This window comes from uncultured Virgibacillus sp., assembly GCF_947495635.1.
In the GTDB taxonomy this organism is placed as follows: domain Bacteria; phylum Bacillota; class Bacilli; order Bacillales; family Amphibacillaceae; genus Virgibacillus; species Virgibacillus salarius.
Window position 1 is genome coordinate 25,893 of record NZ_CANMAB010000022.1, and the last position, 20,397, is coordinate 46,289.

At 37.5% G+C, this 20,397-nt stretch carries 18 protein-coding genes; all 18 read left to right on the forward strand.

Annotation, left to right across the window (positions count from 1 at the left end):
• The first annotated feature begins 331 nt into the window (after positions 1-331).
• The gene (gene metG, locus Q1A47_RS07175; protein WP_166530496.1) at positions 332-2,290 is read left to right on the forward strand and encodes a methionine--tRNA ligase; all 1,959 of its coding nucleotides are present in this window, start codon (positions 332-334) and stop codon (positions 2,288-2,290) included.
• Positions 2,291-2,620: 330 nt separating this feature from the next.
• On the forward strand, positions 2,621-3,391 hold the full coding sequence (locus Q1A47_RS07180; protein ID WP_166530495.1) for a TatD family hydrolase: 771 nt from the start codon (positions 2,621-2,623) through the stop codon (positions 3,389-3,391).
• A gap of 266 nt (positions 3,392-3,657) precedes the next feature.
• Entirely contained in the window at positions 3,658-4,893 is a 1,236-nt protein-coding gene (locus tag Q1A47_RS07185; RefSeq protein ID WP_166530494.1) for a G5 and 3D domain-containing protein, read from the forward strand.
• Positions 4,894-4,962: 69 nt separating this feature from the next.
• Complete coding sequence (gene rnmV, locus Q1A47_RS07190) at positions 4,963-5,535, forward strand: ribonuclease M5 (protein WP_121605829.1); 573 nt, start codon at positions 4,963-4,965, stop codon at positions 5,533-5,535.
• On the forward strand, positions 5,528-6,412 hold the full coding sequence (rsmA, locus tag Q1A47_RS07195; protein ID WP_026680169.1) for a 16S rRNA (adenine(1518)-N(6)/adenine(1519)-N(6))-dimethyltransferase RsmA: 885 nt from the start codon (positions 5,528-5,530) through the stop codon (positions 6,410-6,412). The genes rnmV and rsmA overlap by 8 nt, the downstream gene beginning before the upstream one ends.
• 441 nt (positions 6,413-6,853) lie before the next feature.
• Positions 6,854-7,723, forward strand: coding sequence for a sporulation peptidase YabG (yabG, locus tag Q1A47_RS07200; RefSeq protein WP_026680170.1), 870 nt, complete (start codon positions 6,854-6,856; stop codon positions 7,721-7,723).
• 267 nt (positions 7,724-7,990) lie between these two features.
• Positions 7,991-8,257 carry a biofilm formation stimulator Veg gene (gene veg, locus Q1A47_RS07205; protein ID WP_026680171.1) on the forward strand — a complete coding sequence of 89 codons (267 nt, stop codon included), beginning with the start codon at positions 7,991-7,993 and terminating at the stop codon, positions 8,255-8,257.
• Between the two features lie 202 nt (positions 8,258-8,459).
• Positions 8,460-8,642: a small, acid-soluble spore protein, alpha/beta type gene (locus Q1A47_RS07210; RefSeq protein WP_026680172.1), complete on the forward strand. Its 183-nt coding sequence runs from the start codon at positions 8,460-8,462 to the stop codon at positions 8,640-8,642.
• 108 nt (positions 8,643-8,750) lie between these two features.
• A complete protein-coding gene (ispE, locus tag Q1A47_RS07215; RefSeq protein ID WP_026680173.1) occupies positions 8,751-9,602 on the forward strand; it encodes a 4-(cytidine 5'-diphospho)-2-C-methyl-D-erythritol kinase in 852 nt (283 codons plus the stop codon).
• A gap of 64 nt (positions 9,603-9,666) precedes the next feature.
• Positions 9,667-10,494, forward strand: a complete 828-nt coding sequence (gene purR / locus Q1A47_RS07220) for a pur operon repressor (RefSeq protein WP_166530493.1) — start codon at positions 9,667-9,669, stop codon at positions 10,492-10,494.
• 127 nt (positions 10,495-10,621) lie between these two features.
• Positions 10,622-10,912, forward strand: a complete 291-nt coding sequence (spoVG, locus tag Q1A47_RS07225; RefSeq protein WP_026680175.1) for a septation regulator SpoVG — start codon at positions 10,622-10,624, stop codon at positions 10,910-10,912.
• Between the two features lie 544 nt (positions 10,913-11,456).
• Positions 11,457-12,836: a bifunctional UDP-N-acetylglucosamine diphosphorylase/glucosamine-1-phosphate N-acetyltransferase GlmU gene (glmU, locus tag Q1A47_RS07230; protein ID WP_166530492.1), complete on the forward strand. Its 1,380-nt coding sequence runs from the start codon at positions 11,457-11,459 to the stop codon at positions 12,834-12,836.
• A gap of 16 nt (positions 12,837-12,852) precedes the next feature.
• Complete coding sequence (locus Q1A47_RS07235; protein WP_026680177.1) at positions 12,853-13,806, forward strand: ribose-phosphate diphosphokinase; 954 nt, start codon at positions 12,853-12,855, stop codon at positions 13,804-13,806.
• A 147-nt stretch (positions 13,807-13,953) separates the two neighbouring features.
• Positions 13,954-14,592, forward strand: a complete 639-nt coding sequence (locus Q1A47_RS07240) for a 50S ribosomal protein L25/general stress protein Ctc (RefSeq protein WP_121604275.1) — start codon at positions 13,954-13,956, stop codon at positions 14,590-14,592.
• 152 nt (positions 14,593-14,744) lie between these two features.
• Entirely contained in the window at positions 14,745-15,305 is a 561-nt protein-coding gene (gene pth, locus Q1A47_RS07245; protein WP_166530491.1) for an aminoacyl-tRNA hydrolase, read from the forward strand.
• 133 nt (positions 15,306-15,438) lie between these two features.
• Positions 15,439-15,660: an anti-sigma-F factor Fin family protein gene (locus tag Q1A47_RS07250; RefSeq protein ID WP_308036030.1), complete on the forward strand. Its 222-nt coding sequence runs from the start codon at positions 15,439-15,441 to the stop codon at positions 15,658-15,660.
• A 280-nt stretch (positions 15,661-15,940) separates the two neighbouring features.
• Positions 15,941-19,462 (forward strand): transcription-repair coupling factor, encoded by a 3,522-nt coding sequence (gene mfd, locus Q1A47_RS07255; protein WP_166530490.1) that lies wholly within the window; start codon positions 15,941-15,943, stop codon positions 19,460-19,462.
• A gap of 136 nt (positions 19,463-19,598) precedes the next feature.
• On the forward strand, positions 19,599-20,135 hold the full coding sequence (gene spoVT, locus Q1A47_RS07260; RefSeq protein ID WP_026680182.1) for a stage V sporulation protein T: 537 nt from the start codon (positions 19,599-19,601) through the stop codon (positions 20,133-20,135).
• Positions 20,136-20,397 lie beyond the last annotated feature (262 nt).

The window sequence follows — 20,397 nt, forward strand, 5'->3', positions numbered from 1 at the left end:
AATCGTCATATTTCGACATCACTCTATGCAATAGAATACCAGTGTTTCTTTTTTCTGTCAATAAATATTTACCTGAAAATTTAATAATTTGAAATACCTGTATAAATACTATTATATCAGGTTTTGTCTTTTACTTAATTGGTTAAAATAAGGTATAAATCTGAAAAAAGCAAATAAACAATCTAATATTTTTCGACAAAATTCGATGTTTTTCTATGTTTCTCTTACAAGACATGATGACATTGCACTCTATTTGGCAAAATAACGGATAAAAGCTACAATAGTATATAGTTTTAATAAAGGATGCTGGTGGATTTAGGAGGTAATGGGAATGCCAAATAACAAAAAAACGTTTTATATAACAACACCGATTTATTACCCTAGTGGGAATTTGCATATTGGTCATGCGTATTCTACGGTTGCTGGCGATGCAATTGCTAGGTATAAGCGGATGCGTGGCTATGATGTAATGTATTTAACAGGTACGGATGAGCACGGTCAAAAAATCCAAAAAAAGGCTACAGAAAAGGGTGTAACTCCACAAGCGTACGTTGATGACATTGTAAGTGGTATTAAAGATTTATGGAAGAAACTTAAAATATCAAATGATGATTTTATTCGGACGACGGAAGAGCGTCATAAAAAAGTAGTGTCCAAAATATTTGATCAGCTTGTTAAACAGGGGGATATTTATTTAGATCAATACGAAGGCTGGTATTGTACATCTTGTGAGTCCTTCTTTACAGAGAGACAGTTGGAAAATGGGCATTGTCCAGATTGTGGCGGTCCAGTTGAAAAAGTAAAAGAAGAATCCTATTTCTTCAAGATGAGCAAATATGTCGATCGACTTGTGCAGTTCTATGAGGATAATCCAACGTTTATTCAGCCAGAAAGTCGTAAAAATGAAATGCTGAATAACTTTATAAAACCAGGGCTTGAAGATTTAGCAGTATCTCGTACCACTTTTGACTGGGGTATTAAAGTTCCCGGTGATCCAAAGCATGTGATATATGTATGGATTGATGCTTTAACTAACTATATTACAGCTTTAGGTTATGGTACAGACGATGATAGTAAATATCAAAAGTTCTGGCCAGCAGATGTTCATTTAATGAGTAAGGAAATTGTTCGTTTTCACACGATATATTGGCCAATTATGTTAATGGCATTAGATCTTCCCTTGCCGAAGAAGGTTTTTGCGCATGGTTGGATACTGATGAAAGATGGAAAAATGTCAAAATCTAAAGGGAACGTTGTTGATCCTGTACAACTAACAGATAAGTACGGCCTTGATGCACTTCGCTATTATTTGCTTCGCGAAGTTCCATTTGGATCAGATGGTGTATTTACACCTGAAGGATTTGTAGAACGTACTAACTACGATTTGGCTAATGATCTAGGCAATCTATTAAACCGTACTGTTGCTATGATTAATAAATACTTTGATGGTCAGATTCCGTTATATCAAGCAAGTGAAACAGAGATTGAGGCTTCACTTGAAGCATTTGGAAAAGAAACGATTCAGAAAGTAGAAGAAGCGATGGAGAATATGCAGTTCTCTGTAGCACTATCCTCCCTTTGGCAGTTAATTAGTAGAACAAATAAATATATTGATGAAACAGAACCGTGGGTATTAGCTAAACATGAGGATCAGAAGGAACGATTGGGTAATGTAATGGCCCATCTAGCTGAATATCTTAGAAAAATTGCAGTTATGCTACAGCCATTCTTAACAGAAGCACCTACAGAAATCTTCCGACAGCTCCATGTCACAGAAGCGGCATTAAAGGAATGGGATAGCATTTATCGTGAAGGGCAAATTAGTGTAGGTACTAAAGTTCAAAAAGGAAAGCCAATCTTTCCTCGCTTGGATGTAGATAACGAAGTACAAACTATTAAAGCAATGATGCAAAATCCTGCACAGGTTAAGGAAAAAGCTACGAACGAAGAAACCAAAAGTACACAAGAAATTACCTTTGATGACTTTATGAAGATAGACATGCGAGTGGCAGAGGTAATAAAAGCAGAGCCTGTCAAGAAGGCTGATAAGTTATTGAAGCTTCAATTAGATCTTGGAGCGGAGAAACGGCAAGTTGTTTCAGGTATTGCACAGTACTATCAACCACATGAATTACCAGGTAAAAAAGTAATCTGTGTAACGAATTTAAAACCTGTAAAACTAAGAGGCGAAAAATCAGAAGGTATGATTCTTTGTGGGGAAGATGAACATGGTAAGCTCGTTTTAGCATCTGTAGAAGAATCACTGCCGAATGGATCTGTCGTGAAATAAAAATAGGAAAACGGGCTGCTTGTAAGGTTCGTCAATTTTTAAATTTTTAAAGTACATGACTCTAGTTGAAATGGGGTTCGTATGAAAGGCATTAGCTATGAGTAAATTTGTTCATGACATGTTGAACCTTGTAGGGAAAGTGAAGTATATTCGGTTTGAATAAGTAGGGAGCTGGCTTTTGGGACAGCTCCTTTCTAAGCATAAGGAAGTTTTATTTTGTCATATAGTAAAGTAATTTTATTTGCTTCGGTCTGTCCAAGCTTATTTGAAGATAAACAGGTGAAATATATGACATAGCGTTTGAGCTTTGTGTTTAAGGAGTGAAGTGGTTTGTTATTTGATACACATGTTCATTTAAATGCGAGGGATTTCTTTGAAGATCGCGATGAAACAATTCAGCGTGCTTTTGATACCGGCGTAAACTATATGGTGGTAGTCGGTTTTGATCGGGAAACGATCCCGTTAGCTATCGAAATTGCAGAACAATATGAAACCATTTATGCGGCTGTAGGCTGGCACCCGGTGGATGCTATAGATATGACGGATGAAGAATTAAACTGGATTGAGGAATTTTCTGCTCATCCAAAGGTTGTAGCTATCGGAGAGATGGGATTAGACTATCATTGGGACAAGTCACCGAAGGATGTACAAAAAGACGTTTTTCGTAAACAAATACGGTTGGCGAAGAAATTAAATATGCCAATCATTATTCATAATCGTGAGGCGACCGAAGATGTTATTGAAATTCTTCAAGAAGAAGGTGCAGCATCTATTGGCGGTATTATGCATTGCTATAATGATTCAGCAAAATATGTACAAGCCTGTCTGGATATGAACTTTTACATCTCTCTTGGAGGTCCAGTAACATTCAAAAATGCAATAGAGCCAAAGGAAGTAGCGGTACAGGTGCCATTAGACCGACTGTTGGTTGAAACGGATGCACCTTTTTTAGCTCCACATCCAAATAGAGGTAAAAGAAATGAGCCTTCCTATGTTAAATTAGTAGCAGAAAAAATAGCTGAGCTGCGAGGTTTAACCTTGGGAGAAATTAGTGAAAACACGACAAAAAACGCTATTTCTCTCTTCGGGATAAAATTATGACGGTTGTAAAATAAGAAAAATATTTTGTTAAAAAATAGGAAAAAAACGGTATAAAAAAAGGTTAGCATTTAAGCTAACCTTTTTTTATTGATAATTAAAAGATGGCGAAAAACCAGTTGTACCAATGCTTTCATTGTACTTATTAAAGAGTAATCCGCTCCTCAAATTAATGTGTAATCTAATTGTAACTTAATCGTAATCGGATATACTTTGACTTTGCATATAACTGTTAATATAATCAAAATGCATTAAGAGGAGGCAGAAGCATGCGAATGATTTCAAAGCTAATGCCGGCGTCGACAATGAAGCTGGTTATTTCAGGTATTGGTGTTTTGGCACTTGTTGTATTTTCCGGATTAGTACTATTTGATGCTACGAAGGCAGAAGTAGTCATAACTGAAGACGGTAAAGAACAAACAGTGAAAACGCATAAAAATACCGTTGAAGAACTGCTTGCAGAAGTAGGAATTACCGTCGGGGAGCATGATCATTTGTCACACAGTAAAGATGCTTCTATTGAAAACGGTATGGAAATTGAGTACAACAAAGCCAAGCAGGTTTTTGTAACTATCGATGGAGAAAAGCAGGAATTCTATACAACTGCAGACACAATAGATGAATTTTTACAAGAAAAGAATCTCTCATTTCAACAGCATGATGATATCTCACATAATCAAGGGGATACCATTGAAGATGGACTACATATTCAAGTAAAACAGGCATACCAGATTACCATTAACGACGGAAACAACCAAACAAAATCAAAACCGACCACAGGTGGAAAAGTAAAAGATATCTTAGCTCAATCAGACATTTCATTTGATCCGGAAGGCTTGGATAGAATTAAGCCAGCATTGGATGAAAAGGTGAAAAAAGATACGAATATTACGATTGTTCGCGTTAAAAAGGTTAAGGATGAAGTTACAGAAGCGGTTGCCTTCGAGACAGAGAAAAGAAAAGATAGCAGTCTTCCAAAGGGAGAAGAAAGGGTTCTTTCGGAAGGGAAAGACGGTAAGCTGAAAAAAGTCTATGAGATTGTCAAAGAAAACGGAAAAGAAGTTAGCCGCGAGCTTCTAAGCAAGGATGTTGTTGAAAAAAGTGAGAATCGAGTTATAGCTGTAGGTACGAAACAGGAAAATAAGCTTGTGACCTTATCGAGCAAGAAGTCACATTCGAGCTCAAAGAAAAAATCAAGTTCTAAGCCTTCTGGCGGAAAAGTGTTTACAATGAGTGCAAGTGCGTATACAGCTAGTTGTAACGGCTGTTCTGGTTATACATCTACGGGTATCAATTTAAATGCAAATCCGAATAAAAAAGTAATAGCTGTCGATCCAAGTGTTATCCCATTAGGTTCAAAAGTTTGGGTAGAAGGTTATGGAGAAGCAATAGCTGCTGATACTGGCGGTCATATTGTTGGAAATCGCATCGATGTTCATGTTCCTTCGAAGCAGGCAGCGTATAATTGGGGAAGGAAAACAGTAACAGTAAAGGTTATTAATTAATATTTATGCTCTTACCATGATATAGTGGTAAGAGCATTATTTATTATGGGTATAGAAAGAGGAACAAATGTGAAAATAAAAGAAGTGATTGTTGTTGAAGGTAGAGATGATACAACAAAGATTCTTCAGGCGGTTAATGCTGATACAATTGAAACAAATGGATCAGCGATTAATGATACGATTATAAAGCAAATAAAGCATGCGAAGGATAAACGGGGGATTATTATTTTTACAGACCCAGATTATCCTGGTGATCGCATTCGTCATATTATTGACCAGGCTGTACCAGGCTGCAAGCATGCGTTTTTAACTCAACATGAGGCACGAGCTAAGCATCCTAATAACAAAAGTTTAGGGATAGAACACGCTTCACCTGAAACGATTCGCAAGGCTCTCGCTGATGTATATGAGCTAAAGGAAGCGCACGCGAGTGAAATTGCAAAGGAAAATGTAATCAACAGCGGACTAATCGGAGGGGCGCAAGCAAAGAAACGACGGGAACGATTGGGTGAGCTGCTACAAATTGGTCATACAAACGGAAAGCAGCTTTTAAAAAGGTTGTCGATGTTCGAAATAACCAAAGAGGAATTTGATAATGCGTTAGCACAAATACAGCGGGAGGAAAAGCATGACAGTGAATAAATATATTGCAACACCATCACGTACAAAGGAAATACTAACAAAGTATAACTTCTCGTTTAAAAAGAGCCTGGGACAAAATTTTTTAATTGATACTAACATATTGGAAAATATCATATCCCATGCAGGAATTGATAAAAACGCAGGTGCAATTGAAATAGGACCTGGTATCGGTGCGTTGACAGAGCAATTAGCTATTCATGCAGATAAAGTAGTTGCTTTTGAAATAGATCAGCGTTTATTACCCGTCTTGCAGGATACCCTACAACCCTACTCAAATATTCAAATTATCCATCAGGATATTTTGAAGGCAAATGTATCAGAAGTCATTTCCTCCTGCTTTTCGCAGGAACAACCGGTACATTTAGTTGCAAATTTACCTTACTATATCACTACACCTATTTTGCTGAAGCTTTTGCATGACAATCTTTCTGTAGAGAGCTTCACTGTAATGATTCAAAAAGAAGTGGCTGAAAGAATGGCAGCTAAGCCCAATAGCAAAAGCTATGGGTCCTTGACCATTGCCGTTCAGTATTATACGGAGGCAGAAGTGGTCATGCATGTTCCTAAACGAGCATTTATGCCACAGCCTAATGTGGATTCCAGCATATTAAAGTTAGTGAGACGGGAAAAGCCGCCTGTCCAAGTGCACAATGAAACGTTCTTTTTTATGCTTGTTAAAGCTTCTTTTGCACAACGAAGAAAAACACTTCGCAATAATTTAGTCAATCATTTTAAACCTGATTGGGATAAAGAAACGATTGTACAACTATTAGAAGAAGCTGGAATTGATGGCAATAGACGTGGAGAATCATTGTCTATTGAGGAATTTGCTGTATTAGCAAATGCATTTTATTCAGCTGTTAATAATAATACATGATGTGCTTATGAAGAGTGAATTAGGTATAGAACATAAACGCTAACCGTTAAGAGACGGAAAAAATGGTAAATGAATGGTTCTATATAAAAAATGCTGGGATGAGAGGTGTCTCTGCGAGAGACTACTTCATTTTCTGCGACGGTTATTACGAAGCATTATCTCTAGGCAGCAGCATTCATGTCATTCTGCCTATATGAGGTTAAATTGAAACGCAACAAACGTTTTGACCCACAAAAGCTGAACGGATTCGAATGCGAGCTGAAACGCTTCGAATAATCGTTCAGCTTTTTTCTATAAATAACTTACTTTATGTTTTATTCTCATTTTGCTGTCCAAGGTAGTTAAAAGTAATTATATAGGTGATCTGTAATAAACGCACAGATTTTATGATGGACTCATACGCTATATCAGAATGTTTTGGAAGGCTGTGAGGTGTCAGTTATGAACTATTCGAAGGGTGATCTGGTTACAAGAAAATCTTACAATCATGATTTGTTGTTTCGGGTTGCTAGTGTGAAAAAAAATAGTGCTGATTTATATGGTGAAGATATCCGCCTGAAAGCAGATGCGCCTATATCTGATTTAAAGAAGATACAAGAAAGAGAATTAGAGAAGCGTAGACAAAAAGGAAAGGAAAAAGAGGAATTTTCCTTCCGTTTATTTCGGCAGGACTATCAATTGATGAAAGAGAAACGTGAATATCACGCAACCGAAGGCTATCAGCATGAACCGATTTTTTTTCAATTACCAGCCAAAGTTCTGCATCTAGACGGCGATCAAATGTATTTAAAGAAATGCATTGAATTATATCAACGAATCGGATTACAAGTACATGGAGTGCATTTACATGAAAGGGAAATGCCGATACAAATAGGTGAATTGGTGGAGAAGATACAGCCTGACATTATCGTCATTACAGGACATGATGCGTTTTCCAAGAACAAGGGCAGAAAAAATGACATACGTGCATATAGACATTCTAAGTTTTTTGTGGAAACAGTACGAGAAGCACGAAAGATTAATCCTAATGTGGATCAGCTAGTTATTTTTGCAGGTGCATGCCAATCACATTTTGAATCACTAATTCGAGCAGGTGCTAATTTCGCAAGTTCTCCGCTACGAATTAATATACATGCGTTAGATCCTGTTTATATTGCAGCAAAGATTGCTTATACACCATTCATGGAAAAGGTTAGTGTATGGGAAGCACTAAGAAATACACTTACAGGTGATAAAGGAATGGGTGGGATAGAAACGAGAGGATTATTAAGAACAGGGTTACCCTATTTAGAAGATGAATCAAACGAATGAGCAACTTGCCTTCAGGTAAGGTTGCTGGATAAAAATGGTACAAGTTGGTAAATGAACGAGTAATTTTTTCATGGAATATACACATGTAAATAGCAAAGTTCCAATTAATTTAAAAAAATATACATAAAAACTTAACATATGCCAAATAATAAGCGAAATAGACAAAATAAATTGTTGACATTAAAATTGATATCTTGTTATAATAAATAGTTTTATTTGACTATTGTACAAGTTTATGGTATGCTAAATCCAGTGAGGTGGAGTATAGTGGCGAAAACATTAATCGAAATAAAGCAAGGTCTTGAAGGTCATGTTGGTAAACGGTTAAAGCTTAGAGCGAACGGCGGCAGAAGGAAAACAATTGAGCGGTCGGGAATATTAGCAGAAACGTATCCTTCTGTGTTTATTGTTGAGCTTGACCAAGAAGAAAATGCATTCGAACGTGTTTCATACAGCTATGCAGACGTTTTAACAGAAACAGTGGAACTTAGTTTTACAGACGAACGTACCATTGCTTCCGTGCTTGAGCAGTAGCCCTTAGGTTTACTGCTTTTATTTTATAGATTTATAACTGAATTATCTGTAATTTTGATGAACTACTTATACGAAGGTAGTTTGACTTTCCATTTAAATTTTTCCTTTTTTGTATACATATAACGCGAATTAAACAACGAATCTGCTACAAACTATAAATGTCGTAAGGTAAGACTCATCATACGAAGGGAGTTGTTCTTTCATGGCTAATCGACGTGGAATAATGTCAGACCATTTGAAAGAAGAAATCGCCAAAGAGTTGGGATTTTACGACACGGTGCAGCAGGAAGGTTGGGGCGGTATCAAGGCTAGAGATGCTGGTAATATGGTTAAGCGAGCCATTGAAATTGCTGAAGCAAACATGCAACAAAAAGGCAGATCCTAAAGGGTTTGCCTTTTTTTGTTTTGGCGGGACTTGTACCTGCTTGTAGTCGCCTCCAATTATGTAATATGTTACAATTTTAATATCTATCTACAAGAAGGGTGACGGGTGATGGTGCTTTATGAGAAAGCCCCTGCGAAGATTAACTTATCGCTTGATGTGTTAAGTAAGAGAGATGATGGTTATCACAACGTTGAAATGATTATGACGTCAATAGACTTGTCTGACCGTATCGAATTATTTGAATTGAATCAGGACAGAATAGAGATCTCGTTGGAAAGTAGATTTGTGCCAAGCGATGAACGGAACTTAGCGTATAAAGCTGCAGATGCAATTAAGCGGAAATACGGAATTCGTAGAGGGGTTCATATCAAAATTGAGAAAAGCATACCCGTTTCAGCAGGATTAGGAGGAGGGAGCACAGATGCTGCAGCTGTTCTAAGAGGTTTAAACAGGCTTTGGTCACTACATATACCGATGGATGAACTAGCAAATTTAGGCGCGACACTTGGAACAGATGTACCATTCTGTGTCTATGGTAAGACCGCGCTAGCTAGTGGGCGAGGAGAAGTGATTAATGCCCTACCAGCGCCTCCGCCATGCTGGGTCATTTTAGCCAAGCCAGACATAGGTGTGTCATCTAGAACCATTTTTCAGCGAATTATCGTGGATGAACTTGCTCATCAGCAAACACAAGGAGTGATCCAAGCGTTAAGAGCAAATGATTTTGAGCTGCTTTGCAGAAGTACAGGAAATAATTTAGAAGCAATTACTGTACAATTATACCCTGAAGTGCAACGGATCAAAGATGCAATGAGACAAGCAGGAGCCTCAGGTGTATTAATGAGCGGAAGTGGGCCTACTGTATATGGTCTAGTTGAGCAAGAAAGCAAGGCAAAAAGAATTTATAACGGTATGCGCGGATTTTGTGATGAAGTATATTTTGTACGTCTTTTAGGTTAAATATTGATAAAACACATATGATAATGGTATATTAAAGGGAAATATTCGGTTTTGAGGTGTAGTTATGAAAAGAAGTAATCGTTTAGTCGCGTTGACTAATTATTTTCTTGAGAATCCAAGATTGCATAAACAGTTACCTTATTTCGTAAATAGGTTAGAAACAACGAAGGCTTCCGTAAGCGAAGATATGGATATTATTGATGCTGTATTTCGTAATGAAGGATTGGGTTATTTGCAACGGACCACCGGAGCTGGTGGTGGTGTGAAGTATATCCCAGAGTATTTACATGAAAAGAGTGAAGCATTCATTCATGAAATGTGTCACCAGTTAGCGGATCCGGTACGAATTCTGCCTGGTGGTTACCTTTACATGAGTGACCTCTTAGGTAATCCGAAAACAGTAAGAGAAATAGGTCGGGTTTTTGCTTCTGCATTTTCGCAGATGGAAATTGATGTTGTTGTCACGGTTGCTACAAAAGGTATTCCTTTAGCCTACTCGGTGGCTTCTTTTCTTGACGTCCCTGTAGTAATTGTGCGAAGAGACCCCAAAGTAACCGAAGGGTCATCCGTTAGTATAAATTATGTATCTGGCTCCTCAAGAAAGATTCAAACAATGGTTCTTCCAAAACGGAGCTTGGAAGAAGGTGCAAATGTCTGCATTATTGATGATTTCATGAAGGCTGGTGGAACAATTACTGGAATGATTAACTTATTAGAAGAATTCAATGCTCAAGTGAAGGCAATTGGTGTATTGGCTGAGGCGGACGATGAAGAAGAAGAAAGGGTTGTAGAAAATTATACTTCCTTAATTAAAATATCAAATGTCGATCTTAAAGCTAAAAGCATTGAGGTTCATCCTGGTAATTTTGTAGAAATAGGCGATCGTAAGTAAGGCAAAAACACCTGTTTTTTCCATCCATTTGAAAATATTTTATTTTTTTTAATAATTTAGCAGGATTTTAAATAGTTTTGTTGAACTAGATAATATAGATTCAAATGGGAAAAGGTGGTGATACATCATGGAAGTAACTGACGTTAGATTGCGCCGCGTTAATACGGAAGGAAGAATGCGAGCGATTGCATCGATTACTTTGGATCAAGAATTTGTAGTTCATGATATCCGTGTTATTGATGGGAATAATGGACTATTCGTTGCTATGCCATCCAAACGAACACCGGATGGGGAGTTTAGAGACATTGCACATCCTATAAATTCTGGGACACGTGCTAAGATTCAAGATGCTGTATTAGAAGAATACCATCGTGCAGGAGAAGCTGAAGTGGAGTATGAAGAAGCTGGAGCTTCCTAATATGCACACAATATTTGGGATGCAACTAGAGGTCTAATCTACATCAGGTTAGCCTTCTTTTTTTGTAGTCTAGAAAATTTTAAAAGTAGCCCATGTGGATAAATATGGACGTGTTGAGCCGCGTCCAGCTCCAGCGCCCAGAAACTAGGCAACTTCACGAATCGCCCTACGATAAGATAACTCACCGTGATTCCTTTATCTCCGTTGACTCGCTCCAGTCGCTGCGTTTCTAATCGGAGGCTTGCGACTTTTGTTCTTTTGCAAGCGATTTAGTAATGTTTTTGTGTCTAAAAAAATATAATTTTATTTGCTAACTAGCGCAAAGCCTCCTTTTTCGCTCGAATCGTTTTTCTGCTTTTGTCTACTTAAGCTTATTAGAATGAATCGAATCGCTCTGTATTTTTCTTGAGACGTGCATAAAGGCGGTAAGTATGGAAAGTTTTACATTACCGAGGACCTTGTTTTATACGCTTTATCTATTGAAATGAAAAGGGTTTTAAGATAATATTCATTATGGATAAATCGAATTGATGGAGGTTTCCTTATGACGAAGCGATATGCTGTTGTTTTAGCAGCGGGTCAGGGTACGAGAATGAAATCTAAGCTATACAAAGTACTCCATCCCGTAGCAGGTCGTCCAATGGTAAAGCATGTCATTGATCAGATAAACACAGTGAAGCTAGATGAAATTGTTACAGTAGTAGGCTTTGGTGCAGATATGGTTAAAGAGCAAATTGGCGACGAAAGTAAATTTGTTATTCAAGAAGAGCAATTAGGAACGGGGCATGCAGTGCTCCAAGCAGAGGATTTATTAAAAGAAAATGAAGGAACAACACTAGTAGTTTGCGGAGATACCCCTTTAATAACGAGCGAAACGTATCAAGCACTATTTGACCATCATGAGCAGACAGGTGCTAAAGCAACTGTATTAACTGCAAAAGCTCCAAATCCATATGGCTATGGTAGAGTTATTCGCAATGCGGTTGATGAAGTAGAAAGAATCGTAGAACAAAAAGATGCCACCGAAAAAGAACTACTCGTTGATGAAATTAATACAGGTACATATTGTTTTGATAATCAAGCACTATTTCAGGCGCTGCAAAATGTGTCCAATGATAACGCACAAGGTGAATACTATTTACCGGATGTTATCGAAATCCTTCAAAAACAGGGTGATAAGGTCAGTGCATTTATGACAGCTAGTTTTGAGGAAACACTAGGAGTAAATGACCGTATAGCCTTAGCAGAAGCAGAAAAAACCATGAAACAACGCATTAATGAAAAGCACTTACGAAATGGCGTAGCGATAATCGATCCGGATAATACGTATATTGAACCAGATGTAGAGATAGAGCCGGATACCATCATCCATCCTGGAACGATATTAAGAGGTGATACGGTTATAAAAGGCAATGCAGAAATTGGACCACATTCAGAAGTTACGAATTGTTACGTGGGGAATGGGACTGTTATTAAACAAAGTGTTGCTAGTGATAGTAAGATTGGTAATCATGTCAAAATTGGGCCATTTGCACATGTTCGTCCAGAAAGCTCCATAGGTGATCAAGCAAAAGTTGGAAATTTTGTAGAGATTAAGAAGACCGATTTAGCTGAGAAGAGTAAAGTATCACATTTAAGCTATATTGGTGACGCAAAAGTTGGCAGCAATGTCAATATTGGTTGTGGTACAATAACAGTAAACTATGATGGAAAGCATAAATATTTGACGACGATAGAAGATGATGCATTTATTGGATGTAATTCTAATCTAATTGCTCCAGTTACTGTCGGAAAAGGATCCTATGTGGCGGCTGGTTCAACAATTACTAAAGATGTACCGGAAGATTCTTTGTCTGTAGCTAGAGCTAGACAAACGAATAAAGAAGGATATGCGTCAAAAATTAAAAACAGACAAAAAGACTAACGGAGGGTTCTAACTCATGGCATCTACTTACAAAGATACATCTTTGAAAGTGTTCACATTAAATTCTAATCCTAAACTTGCTGAAGATATTGCGGAGCATATTGGTACAATGCTTGGTAAATGTACTGTATCTCGCTTTAGTGATGGTGAAATTCAGATCAACATCGAAGAAAGTGTACGTGGTTGTGATGTATACGTTGTACAATCTACATGTTCCCCGGTAAATCAGCATATTATGGAGTTATTAATTATGATTGACGCTTTGAAGCGAGCGTCTGCTAAATCCATAAATATAGTAATGCCATATTATGGATATGCTAGACAAGATCGTAAGGCTCGTTCTCGTGAACCGATTGCTGCTAAGCTTGTTGCAAATCTATTAGAAACGTCTGGTGCCGATCGTGTCATTACATTGGATTTACATGCTCCACAAATCCAAGGATTTTTTGATATCCCTATAGATCACCTACAAGGTGTTCCTATTCTGTCTGATTATTTTGAAGCGAAGAGCTTAGAAGATATTATTATTATGTCTCCAGATCACGGTGGAGTTACACGTGCTCGTAAAATGGCTGATCGACTAAAAGCGCCAATAGGTATTATTGATAAACGTAGACCTCGCCCTAACGTTGCCGAGGTTATGAATATCGTTGGTAATATTGAAGGCAAGACAGCTATTCTAATAGACGATATTATTGATACAGCAGGAACTATTACACTTGCTGCAAATGCATTGGTAGAAAATGGTGCTAAAGCGGTATATGCGTGTTGTACACATCCAGTATTATCTGGTCCAGCGATTGAACGTATTAATGACTCTAAAATCAAGGAACTTGTTATTACGAATTCGATTCCTTTACCAGAGGACAAGCAGCTTAATAAAATTACTCAGTTATCGGTTGCGCCGTTAATTGGCGAGGCAATTATTCGTGTCCACGAATTGCAATCAGTAAGTATCTTATTCGATTAAATGTTTAGATATTGCATTTAATGGGTATTCTCTATATGAATGTTTTTTTATAGACAACTGCATGAATTACACAGACAAAGTAGAAAAGAAGAAAGGGCTTATAACTAAAAGCCTAGGATTTTTCTAATAACTTGGAGGGTGATGTACGTGGCAGTTAAATTAGAAGCAACATTACGAGAGGATCTTACTAAATCGGCAACAAAGGAAATACGAAATAGTGGTAGAGTACCAGCTGTTATCTACGGAAAAGAAAAGGATTCGGAATCCATATCTGTAGATAGCATTGAATTAATAAAGACGGTTCGAGATGAAGGGAAAAATGCTATTATTACGCTAAATGTGGAAAACAATAAATCGGTAGATGTTATGTTACACGATTACCAAATTGATCCATTGAAGGACGAGCTAATTCATGCAGACTTTTATATCGTTAATATGGCTGAAGAGATGGATGTTGAGGTTGCGCTTCGTTTAGAAGGTGAAGCTCAAGGGACAAAAGATGGTGGCGTACTTCAACAGCCAATGTATGAGTTACAAGTTCGAGCAAAACCTGGAAATATTCCAGAGGAAATTATCGTGGATATTACAGACCTTAAGATTGGAGATAGCATATCTGTCTCGGATATAACGATTAAAGGAAATTACGAAGTACTTGAAGATAGTGACACTACGATTGCAACGGTATTGGCTCCTGACACATTGGAAGATGTGGAAGAGGCTCCAGATGAGAATGCTGAGCCTAAATTAGTAGGTGCTGAAGATGATGCAGATGCAAAAAAGGAATAAAGCAACCATTCCATCATTGATGGTTTTACTTCCCGTTCATATGGGATAAACATGTAAATTATATAACAATGAGTGACTCCCTCCTGTACAGGAGGGTTTGTTGTATTGTATGATACTTTCTAGGAAAGATTTTCTGATAAAGGAAGAAGCAAATGAAATGTATAATTGGATTAGGTAACCCTGGTAAGAAATATAATGGTACAAGGCATAATGTTGGGTTCATGGTCATTGATGAATTACTTCATCGTCATTCATGGAAGTTGAATAAGTCCAAGTATAAGGGTGATTATACGATTGTTCACTTGGACGGAGAAAAGGTATTGTTCCTAGAACCACAGACCTTTATGAACCTATCCGGCGATGCTGTTAGACCATTAATGGATTATTATGATATAAAACTAGAAGATATATTAATTATCTATGATGATTTAGATTTACCTGTTGGGAAAATCCGGTTACGTCAAAAAGGCGGACATGGCGGACATAATGGTATTCGTTCCATTATCGATCATTTAGGTACAAAAGATTTTAAACGGATCAGAATAGGTGTAGGAAGGCCAACGTCTTCTGTTTCAGTTGTAGATTATGTTCTTAGTAATTTTTCAAAGGGAGAATCAGAAGCTGTATCTGACAGTATTGGAAGAGCCGCGGATGCATGTGAAGCATGGCTAAGCGCCTCGTTTTCGCAGGTAATGAATGAATATAATCAATGATGCTTTCATAGGATAGGATACATACATTCATATAGCAACGGGAGCTTTTATTTATTGTATAAGATAAGCGTTTTTCGGATAAACTTTTAATATGAGTTGAAAGTTATTCGAGGAGGTTCCCAGTTTGTCTATTGTGTATACTTGCAAACACTGCGGTCAGGAAATAGGAAGACTGAAACAGCAGGTAGTTGATACATCTATGCTGGGTTTGGATCAATTGACAGCAAAGGAAAAAGAAGAGATGATCACATATAAGTCAAATGGTGATGTGCAGATTGAAGCTATTTGTGAAAATTGTGAAGATGCCTTAGGACATCATCCACATTACCATGAGCTAGATTTTTTTATTCAGTAATATAACCAGCAAAGGCTTTGGTGTAATAACCAAGGCATTTTTGCGCTTCTTTCACAGATATAGTTATTGAGGCTTTGATCGTTTCTTTTAGTTTGAAAGAGAATGATAGAAAAGGATTTGGTCCATAGGGTGTATTTGTCCATATTATCATGGATAACTCACTTTGACTTTATCAGCTATGAAAGATGTAGAATGTCATGTAAGAATGAATATTAGGATAGGTTAAAGGTAAGTAAGCCAATGCGCTTTTAGCACACCCTATGTACGTGGAGGTTTAGTAATGAAAGGTATTCAAAATTATTTACAATCAAAAGATGATATAAAATCGATTATACATGGAATTTCTAGTGGAATGGAAGAGCAACTTGTTGCCGGTCTGTCTGGCTCGGCGAGAAGTCTATTGGTTTCTATCATTCATACTTCAATTCATAAACCGGTATTATTAGTTACACATCAATTAGTTCAAGCGCAACAGTTATATGATGACCTCACAGCTTTTATGGGAGATGATGATGTGCATCTCTATCCGGTGAATGAATTAATTGCTTCAGAGATTGCAATAGCAAGTCCTGAATTACGTAGTCAGAGAATTGAATCCTTAACCGCTTGGACGAAGAAGAAATCTGGTATATTAATTGCTCCTGTTGCTGCTTTGAAGCGTATACTACCTCCGCCAGAATATTGGAGTAATTATCAGCTGCCATTTACAGTTGGGGAGGATATTGATGTAGAACAATATCTTAATTCGATGGTAGATATGGGTTATGAACGAGTATCGATGGTAACAACTCCTGGAGAATTTAGCAGGCGTGGTGGAATTATTGATATTTACCCAATAACCGAACAACATCCAATTCGAATTGAGTTGTTTGATGAAGAAATCGATTCTATTCGATATTTTGATGCAGATACCCAACGTTCACTGGATAAATTACAGGAAATAATAATTGGACCGGCAACAGAGCTACTTTTATCACAATCTGATATCCATGCTGGAGGGGAGCGTCTTGAGGAAGCGCTTTCCAAAACGTTGAAATCGTTGAAATCTAAAGAGTCAAAAGAAAAACTATTAGAGGTCATGGAGAGGGATATTGAGCGCTTAAAAAACTTAGAGCACTTTCCGGAAATGTATAAATACATCGGCTATCTTTACAAAAACCCTGCTAGTTTACTAGATTATATGCCGAGTGATGGACAAATCATACTTGATGAGATGAGCCGTATACAGGAGACAGCGGTGCACCTGGATTCGGAGGAGGCTGATTGGTACAGTAGTTTGTTGGAGTCCAATCAGATGGTGAAGGACAGTATATTTTCATTCGATTGGCATACGATTTGGTCAAATATGAAGCAGCCACGTTTATATATGTCCGTATTTTTACGCCATATTCCAAACACACAACCGCAAAATATTATTAATTTGTCTTCAAGACCTATGCAAGAATTTCATGGGCAAATGCATTTATTTAAAAATGAGTTAAAGCGCTGGGAAAAAGGTGAGTATTCGGTTGTCGTATTAGCTCCCGATTCTAAGCGTGCAGAAAAAATTCATTCCATTTTCATGGATTATGATATCGATGTGGGGTTAGCCAGTGATTTACAGCTTCCTGTAGACAAACCTACAATAGCTACAGGGAATATTACGAGTGGTATTGAGTTACCGATGCATAAATTGGTGCTTATTACAGAACAGGAATTATTTAAAAAGCGTACCAAGCGAGCTCGAAAACAGCAAAAAATTTCGAATGCCGAACGAATCAAGAATTATCAGGAGTTAAAGGTTGGCGATTATGTTGTTCATGCGAACCATGGAATTGGGAAATATTTAGGCATTGAAACGTTGCAAGTAAATGATCTTCATAAGGATTATATGCTTATCAAGTATTCTGGTGATGATAAGCTTTTTGTGCCAATAGATCAAATTGATCAAGTTCAAAAGTTTGTTGGTTCAGAAGGAAAAGAGCCGAAGCTGTATAAACTAGGCGGCAGTGAATGGACAAAGGTAAAGCGAAAAGTACAGTCCTCTGTTGAAGACATTGCAGATGACCTTATTAAGCTTTATGCAGAAAGAGAAGCGAAGAAGGGTTACGCATTTTCTGAGGATACTGAAATGCAGCGTGAATTTGAAGCGTCTTTTCCGTATCAAGAAACAGAAGATCAACTTCGTTGTATTGAAGAGATTAAACAAGATATGGAAAGAGAACGTCCAATGGACCGACTGCTTTGTGGTGATGTAGGGTATGGAAAAACAGAAGTAGCAATTCGTGCAGCTTTTAAAGCGATCGCGGATGGTAAACAAGTTGCTATTCTAGTTCCAACAACGATTTTGGCCCAGCAGCACTTTGAAACAATTCGCGAGCGTTTTCAGGATCATGCTATAACGATAGGATTATTAAGTAGGTTTCGAACACGAAAGCAACAAAAAGAAACGATTGATGGATTAAGGAAAGGAACCGTGGACATCGTTATTGGTACACACCGTGTTTTATCTAAGGATGTACAATATAGTGATTTAGGCCTGTTGATTGTTGATGAAGAACAACGATTTGGTGTTAAACATAAGGAAAAAATTAAACAATTAAAAACAAATGTGGATGTGCTTACACTAACGGCTACACCTATTCCTAGGACATTGCATATGTCGATGCTAGGGGTACGGGATTTATCGGTAATCGAAACCCCGCCAGAAAATCGTTTCCCAATTCAGACATATGTAATGGAGTATAATCCAATTTTTATGCGTGAGGCAATTGAACGAGAGATGGCCCGTGGTGGTCAGGTCTTCTTCTTGTATAACCGGGTAGAGAACATAGACAAAGTAGCAAGAGACCTTGGTATGCTTGTTGACGCAAGAATTGCTGTAGCTCATGGTCAGATGAACGAATCGGAACTGGAAAATATTATTTTCGCTTTCTTAGAAGGTGAATACGATGTGCTTGTAAGTACAACCATTATCGAAACGGGAGTAGATATTCCGAATGTAAATACATTAATCGTAAATGATGCCGATCGTATGGGATTAAGTCAACTGTATCAACTAAGAGGTCGTGTAGGACGATCAAATCGAGTTGCTTATGCGTACTTTACGTATAAGAAGGATAAGGTATTAACAGAGGTTGCTGAGAAACGATTACAGGCGATTAAGGAGTTTACTGAACTTGGGTCAGGTTTTAAAATTGCTATGCGGGACTTATCTATCCGTGGAGCGGGTAATCTCCTTGGTGCACAACAGCATGGATTTATTGATTCTGTAGGCTTTGATATGTATTCGCAAATGTTAAAAGACGCCATTGATGCGCGTAAAGAAGGAAAAGAAATTGAAGAAATCACACCATTTGACACGGAGTTGGTATTGAGCATTGATGCATATATTCCTGATACGTATATTAAGGACGAGAAGCAAAAAATCGAAATATATAAACAATTTCAGTCTATTGCTTCTACAAATGACGTAGAAGATTTACGAGATGAATTGATAGATCGATTTGGCGATTATCCAGAAGAAGTAGAGCATTTATTCACAGTAACTGTACTGAAGATAGTTGCAAAGAAAGAACGTGTGGCTTCACTTAGTGAGAAAGGGAATAAAATTGAAATGCTCGTTGATGAAAATCGAAGTCAACAAATTGATGGTGCTAAATTATTTGAAATTGCTAATACATTTGGCCGTGGTGTTCAATTGGGAACAGAAAACAATAAATTGAAGATCGTGTTTAAATATACAAGGGATAACAAGCACCAACGATATGAGATTGTTGAAGATTTTATAGGTAAATTAACTAAAGCGAATCGAGATGCGTAAAATTTTGGTACTTCATGTATAGATATCCTGCTTTGCATCATACTAAAAACACACCTGGTGATTTTTACACGAAGAGATAAGATTTACTAGTGTAAAAACGAGCAGTAATCATCATTAGAAAGTGAGGCTACTTAGTATGAAAGCAACAGGAATTGTCCGTCGTATTGATGATTTAGGAAGAGTAGTAATTCCAAAAGAAATCAGAAGGACGCTACGAATTAGAGAAGGAGATCCACTAGAAATTTTTGTGGATAGAGAAGGAGAAGTAATTCTTAAAAAATATTCTCCAATTAATGAGTTAGGGCATTTTGCGAAAGAATATGCAGAAGCTTTGTTTGATTCGCTTCAGTCACCCGTAATTATTTCAGATCGTGATGAAGTCATTGCAGTTGCGGGGGAGTCAAAGAAAGATTATTTAAACAAAAACATTGGTGCTCAGTTAGCGAAGATCATTGAAAATCGTACGCAAGTATTTGAAAAAGAAGCGAAGCAGCTAGAAGTAACAGATGGTAATGAGCAAGAGTTGAATTCTTATTGTGTTAGTCCAATTATTGCCAACGGTGACGCAATTGGCTGTGTAATGGTGTTTTCCAAAGAAGGGGATGCATTTAGTAAGGTTGAGCAAAAAGCTGTAGAAACAGCTGCAAGCTTCTTAGCTAAGCAAATGGAATAATACTTCATAAAGGATTTGGAGCGTATTCTATATTTTGTAATAGCTTGTTAAAATAGCTGGATCCTATATCTAGTAGGGAAACGTATTTCTTGATTGAAAAAGCAAGCCATCTAGCCAAAGTATATTCTTTGGTAGATGGCTTTTTTTATAAGTTAAGAAAGTATAAAATCAGCGCAATGACTGCTTTAAGCCAAGTAGTTATTTTGAAATGTTTGATGTATATTGGCAATGCTCCGACTAATTACTTCGCTTTCGGCGGGCA

What these genes read in the sequence shown, in the direction of transcription:
- metG (WP_166530496.1), top strand. Translation starts at nt 332, where the DNA reads ATGCCAAATAACAAAAAAACGTTTTATATAACAACACCGATTTATTAC.
- Q1A47_RS07185 (WP_166530494.1), top strand. Translation starts at nt 3,658, where the DNA reads ATGCGAATGATTTCAAAGCTAATGCCGGCGTCGACAATGAAGCTGGTT.
- yabG (WP_026680170.1), top strand. Translation starts at nt 6,854, where the DNA reads ATGAACTATTCGAAGGGTGATCTGGTTACAAGAAAATCTTACAATCAT.
- Q1A47_RS07210 (WP_026680172.1), top strand. Translation starts at nt 8,460, where the DNA reads ATGGCTAATCGACGTGGAATAATGTCAGACCATTTGAAAGAAGAAATC.
- ispE (WP_026680173.1), top strand. Translation starts at nt 8,751, where the DNA reads ATGGTGCTTTATGAGAAAGCCCCTGCGAAGATTAACTTATCGCTTGAT.
- purR (WP_166530493.1), top strand. Translation starts at nt 9,667, where the DNA reads ATGAAAAGAAGTAATCGTTTAGTCGCGTTGACTAATTATTTTCTTGAG.
- spoVG (WP_026680175.1), top strand. Translation starts at nt 10,622, where the DNA reads ATGGAAGTAACTGACGTTAGATTGCGCCGCGTTAATACGGAAGGAAGA.
- glmU (WP_166530492.1), top strand. Translation starts at nt 11,457, where the DNA reads ATGACGAAGCGATATGCTGTTGTTTTAGCAGCGGGTCAGGGTACGAGA.
- Q1A47_RS07235 (WP_026680177.1), top strand. Translation starts at nt 12,853, where the DNA reads ATGGCATCTACTTACAAAGATACATCTTTGAAAGTGTTCACATTAAAT.
- pth (WP_166530491.1), top strand. Translation starts at nt 14,745, where the DNA reads ATGAAATGTATAATTGGATTAGGTAACCCTGGTAAGAAATATAATGGT.
- mfd (WP_166530490.1), top strand. Translation starts at nt 15,941, where the DNA reads ATGAAAGGTATTCAAAATTATTTACAATCAAAAGATGATATAAAATCG.
- spoVT (WP_026680182.1), top strand. Translation starts at nt 19,599, where the DNA reads ATGAAAGCAACAGGAATTGTCCGTCGTATTGATGATTTAGGAAGAGTA.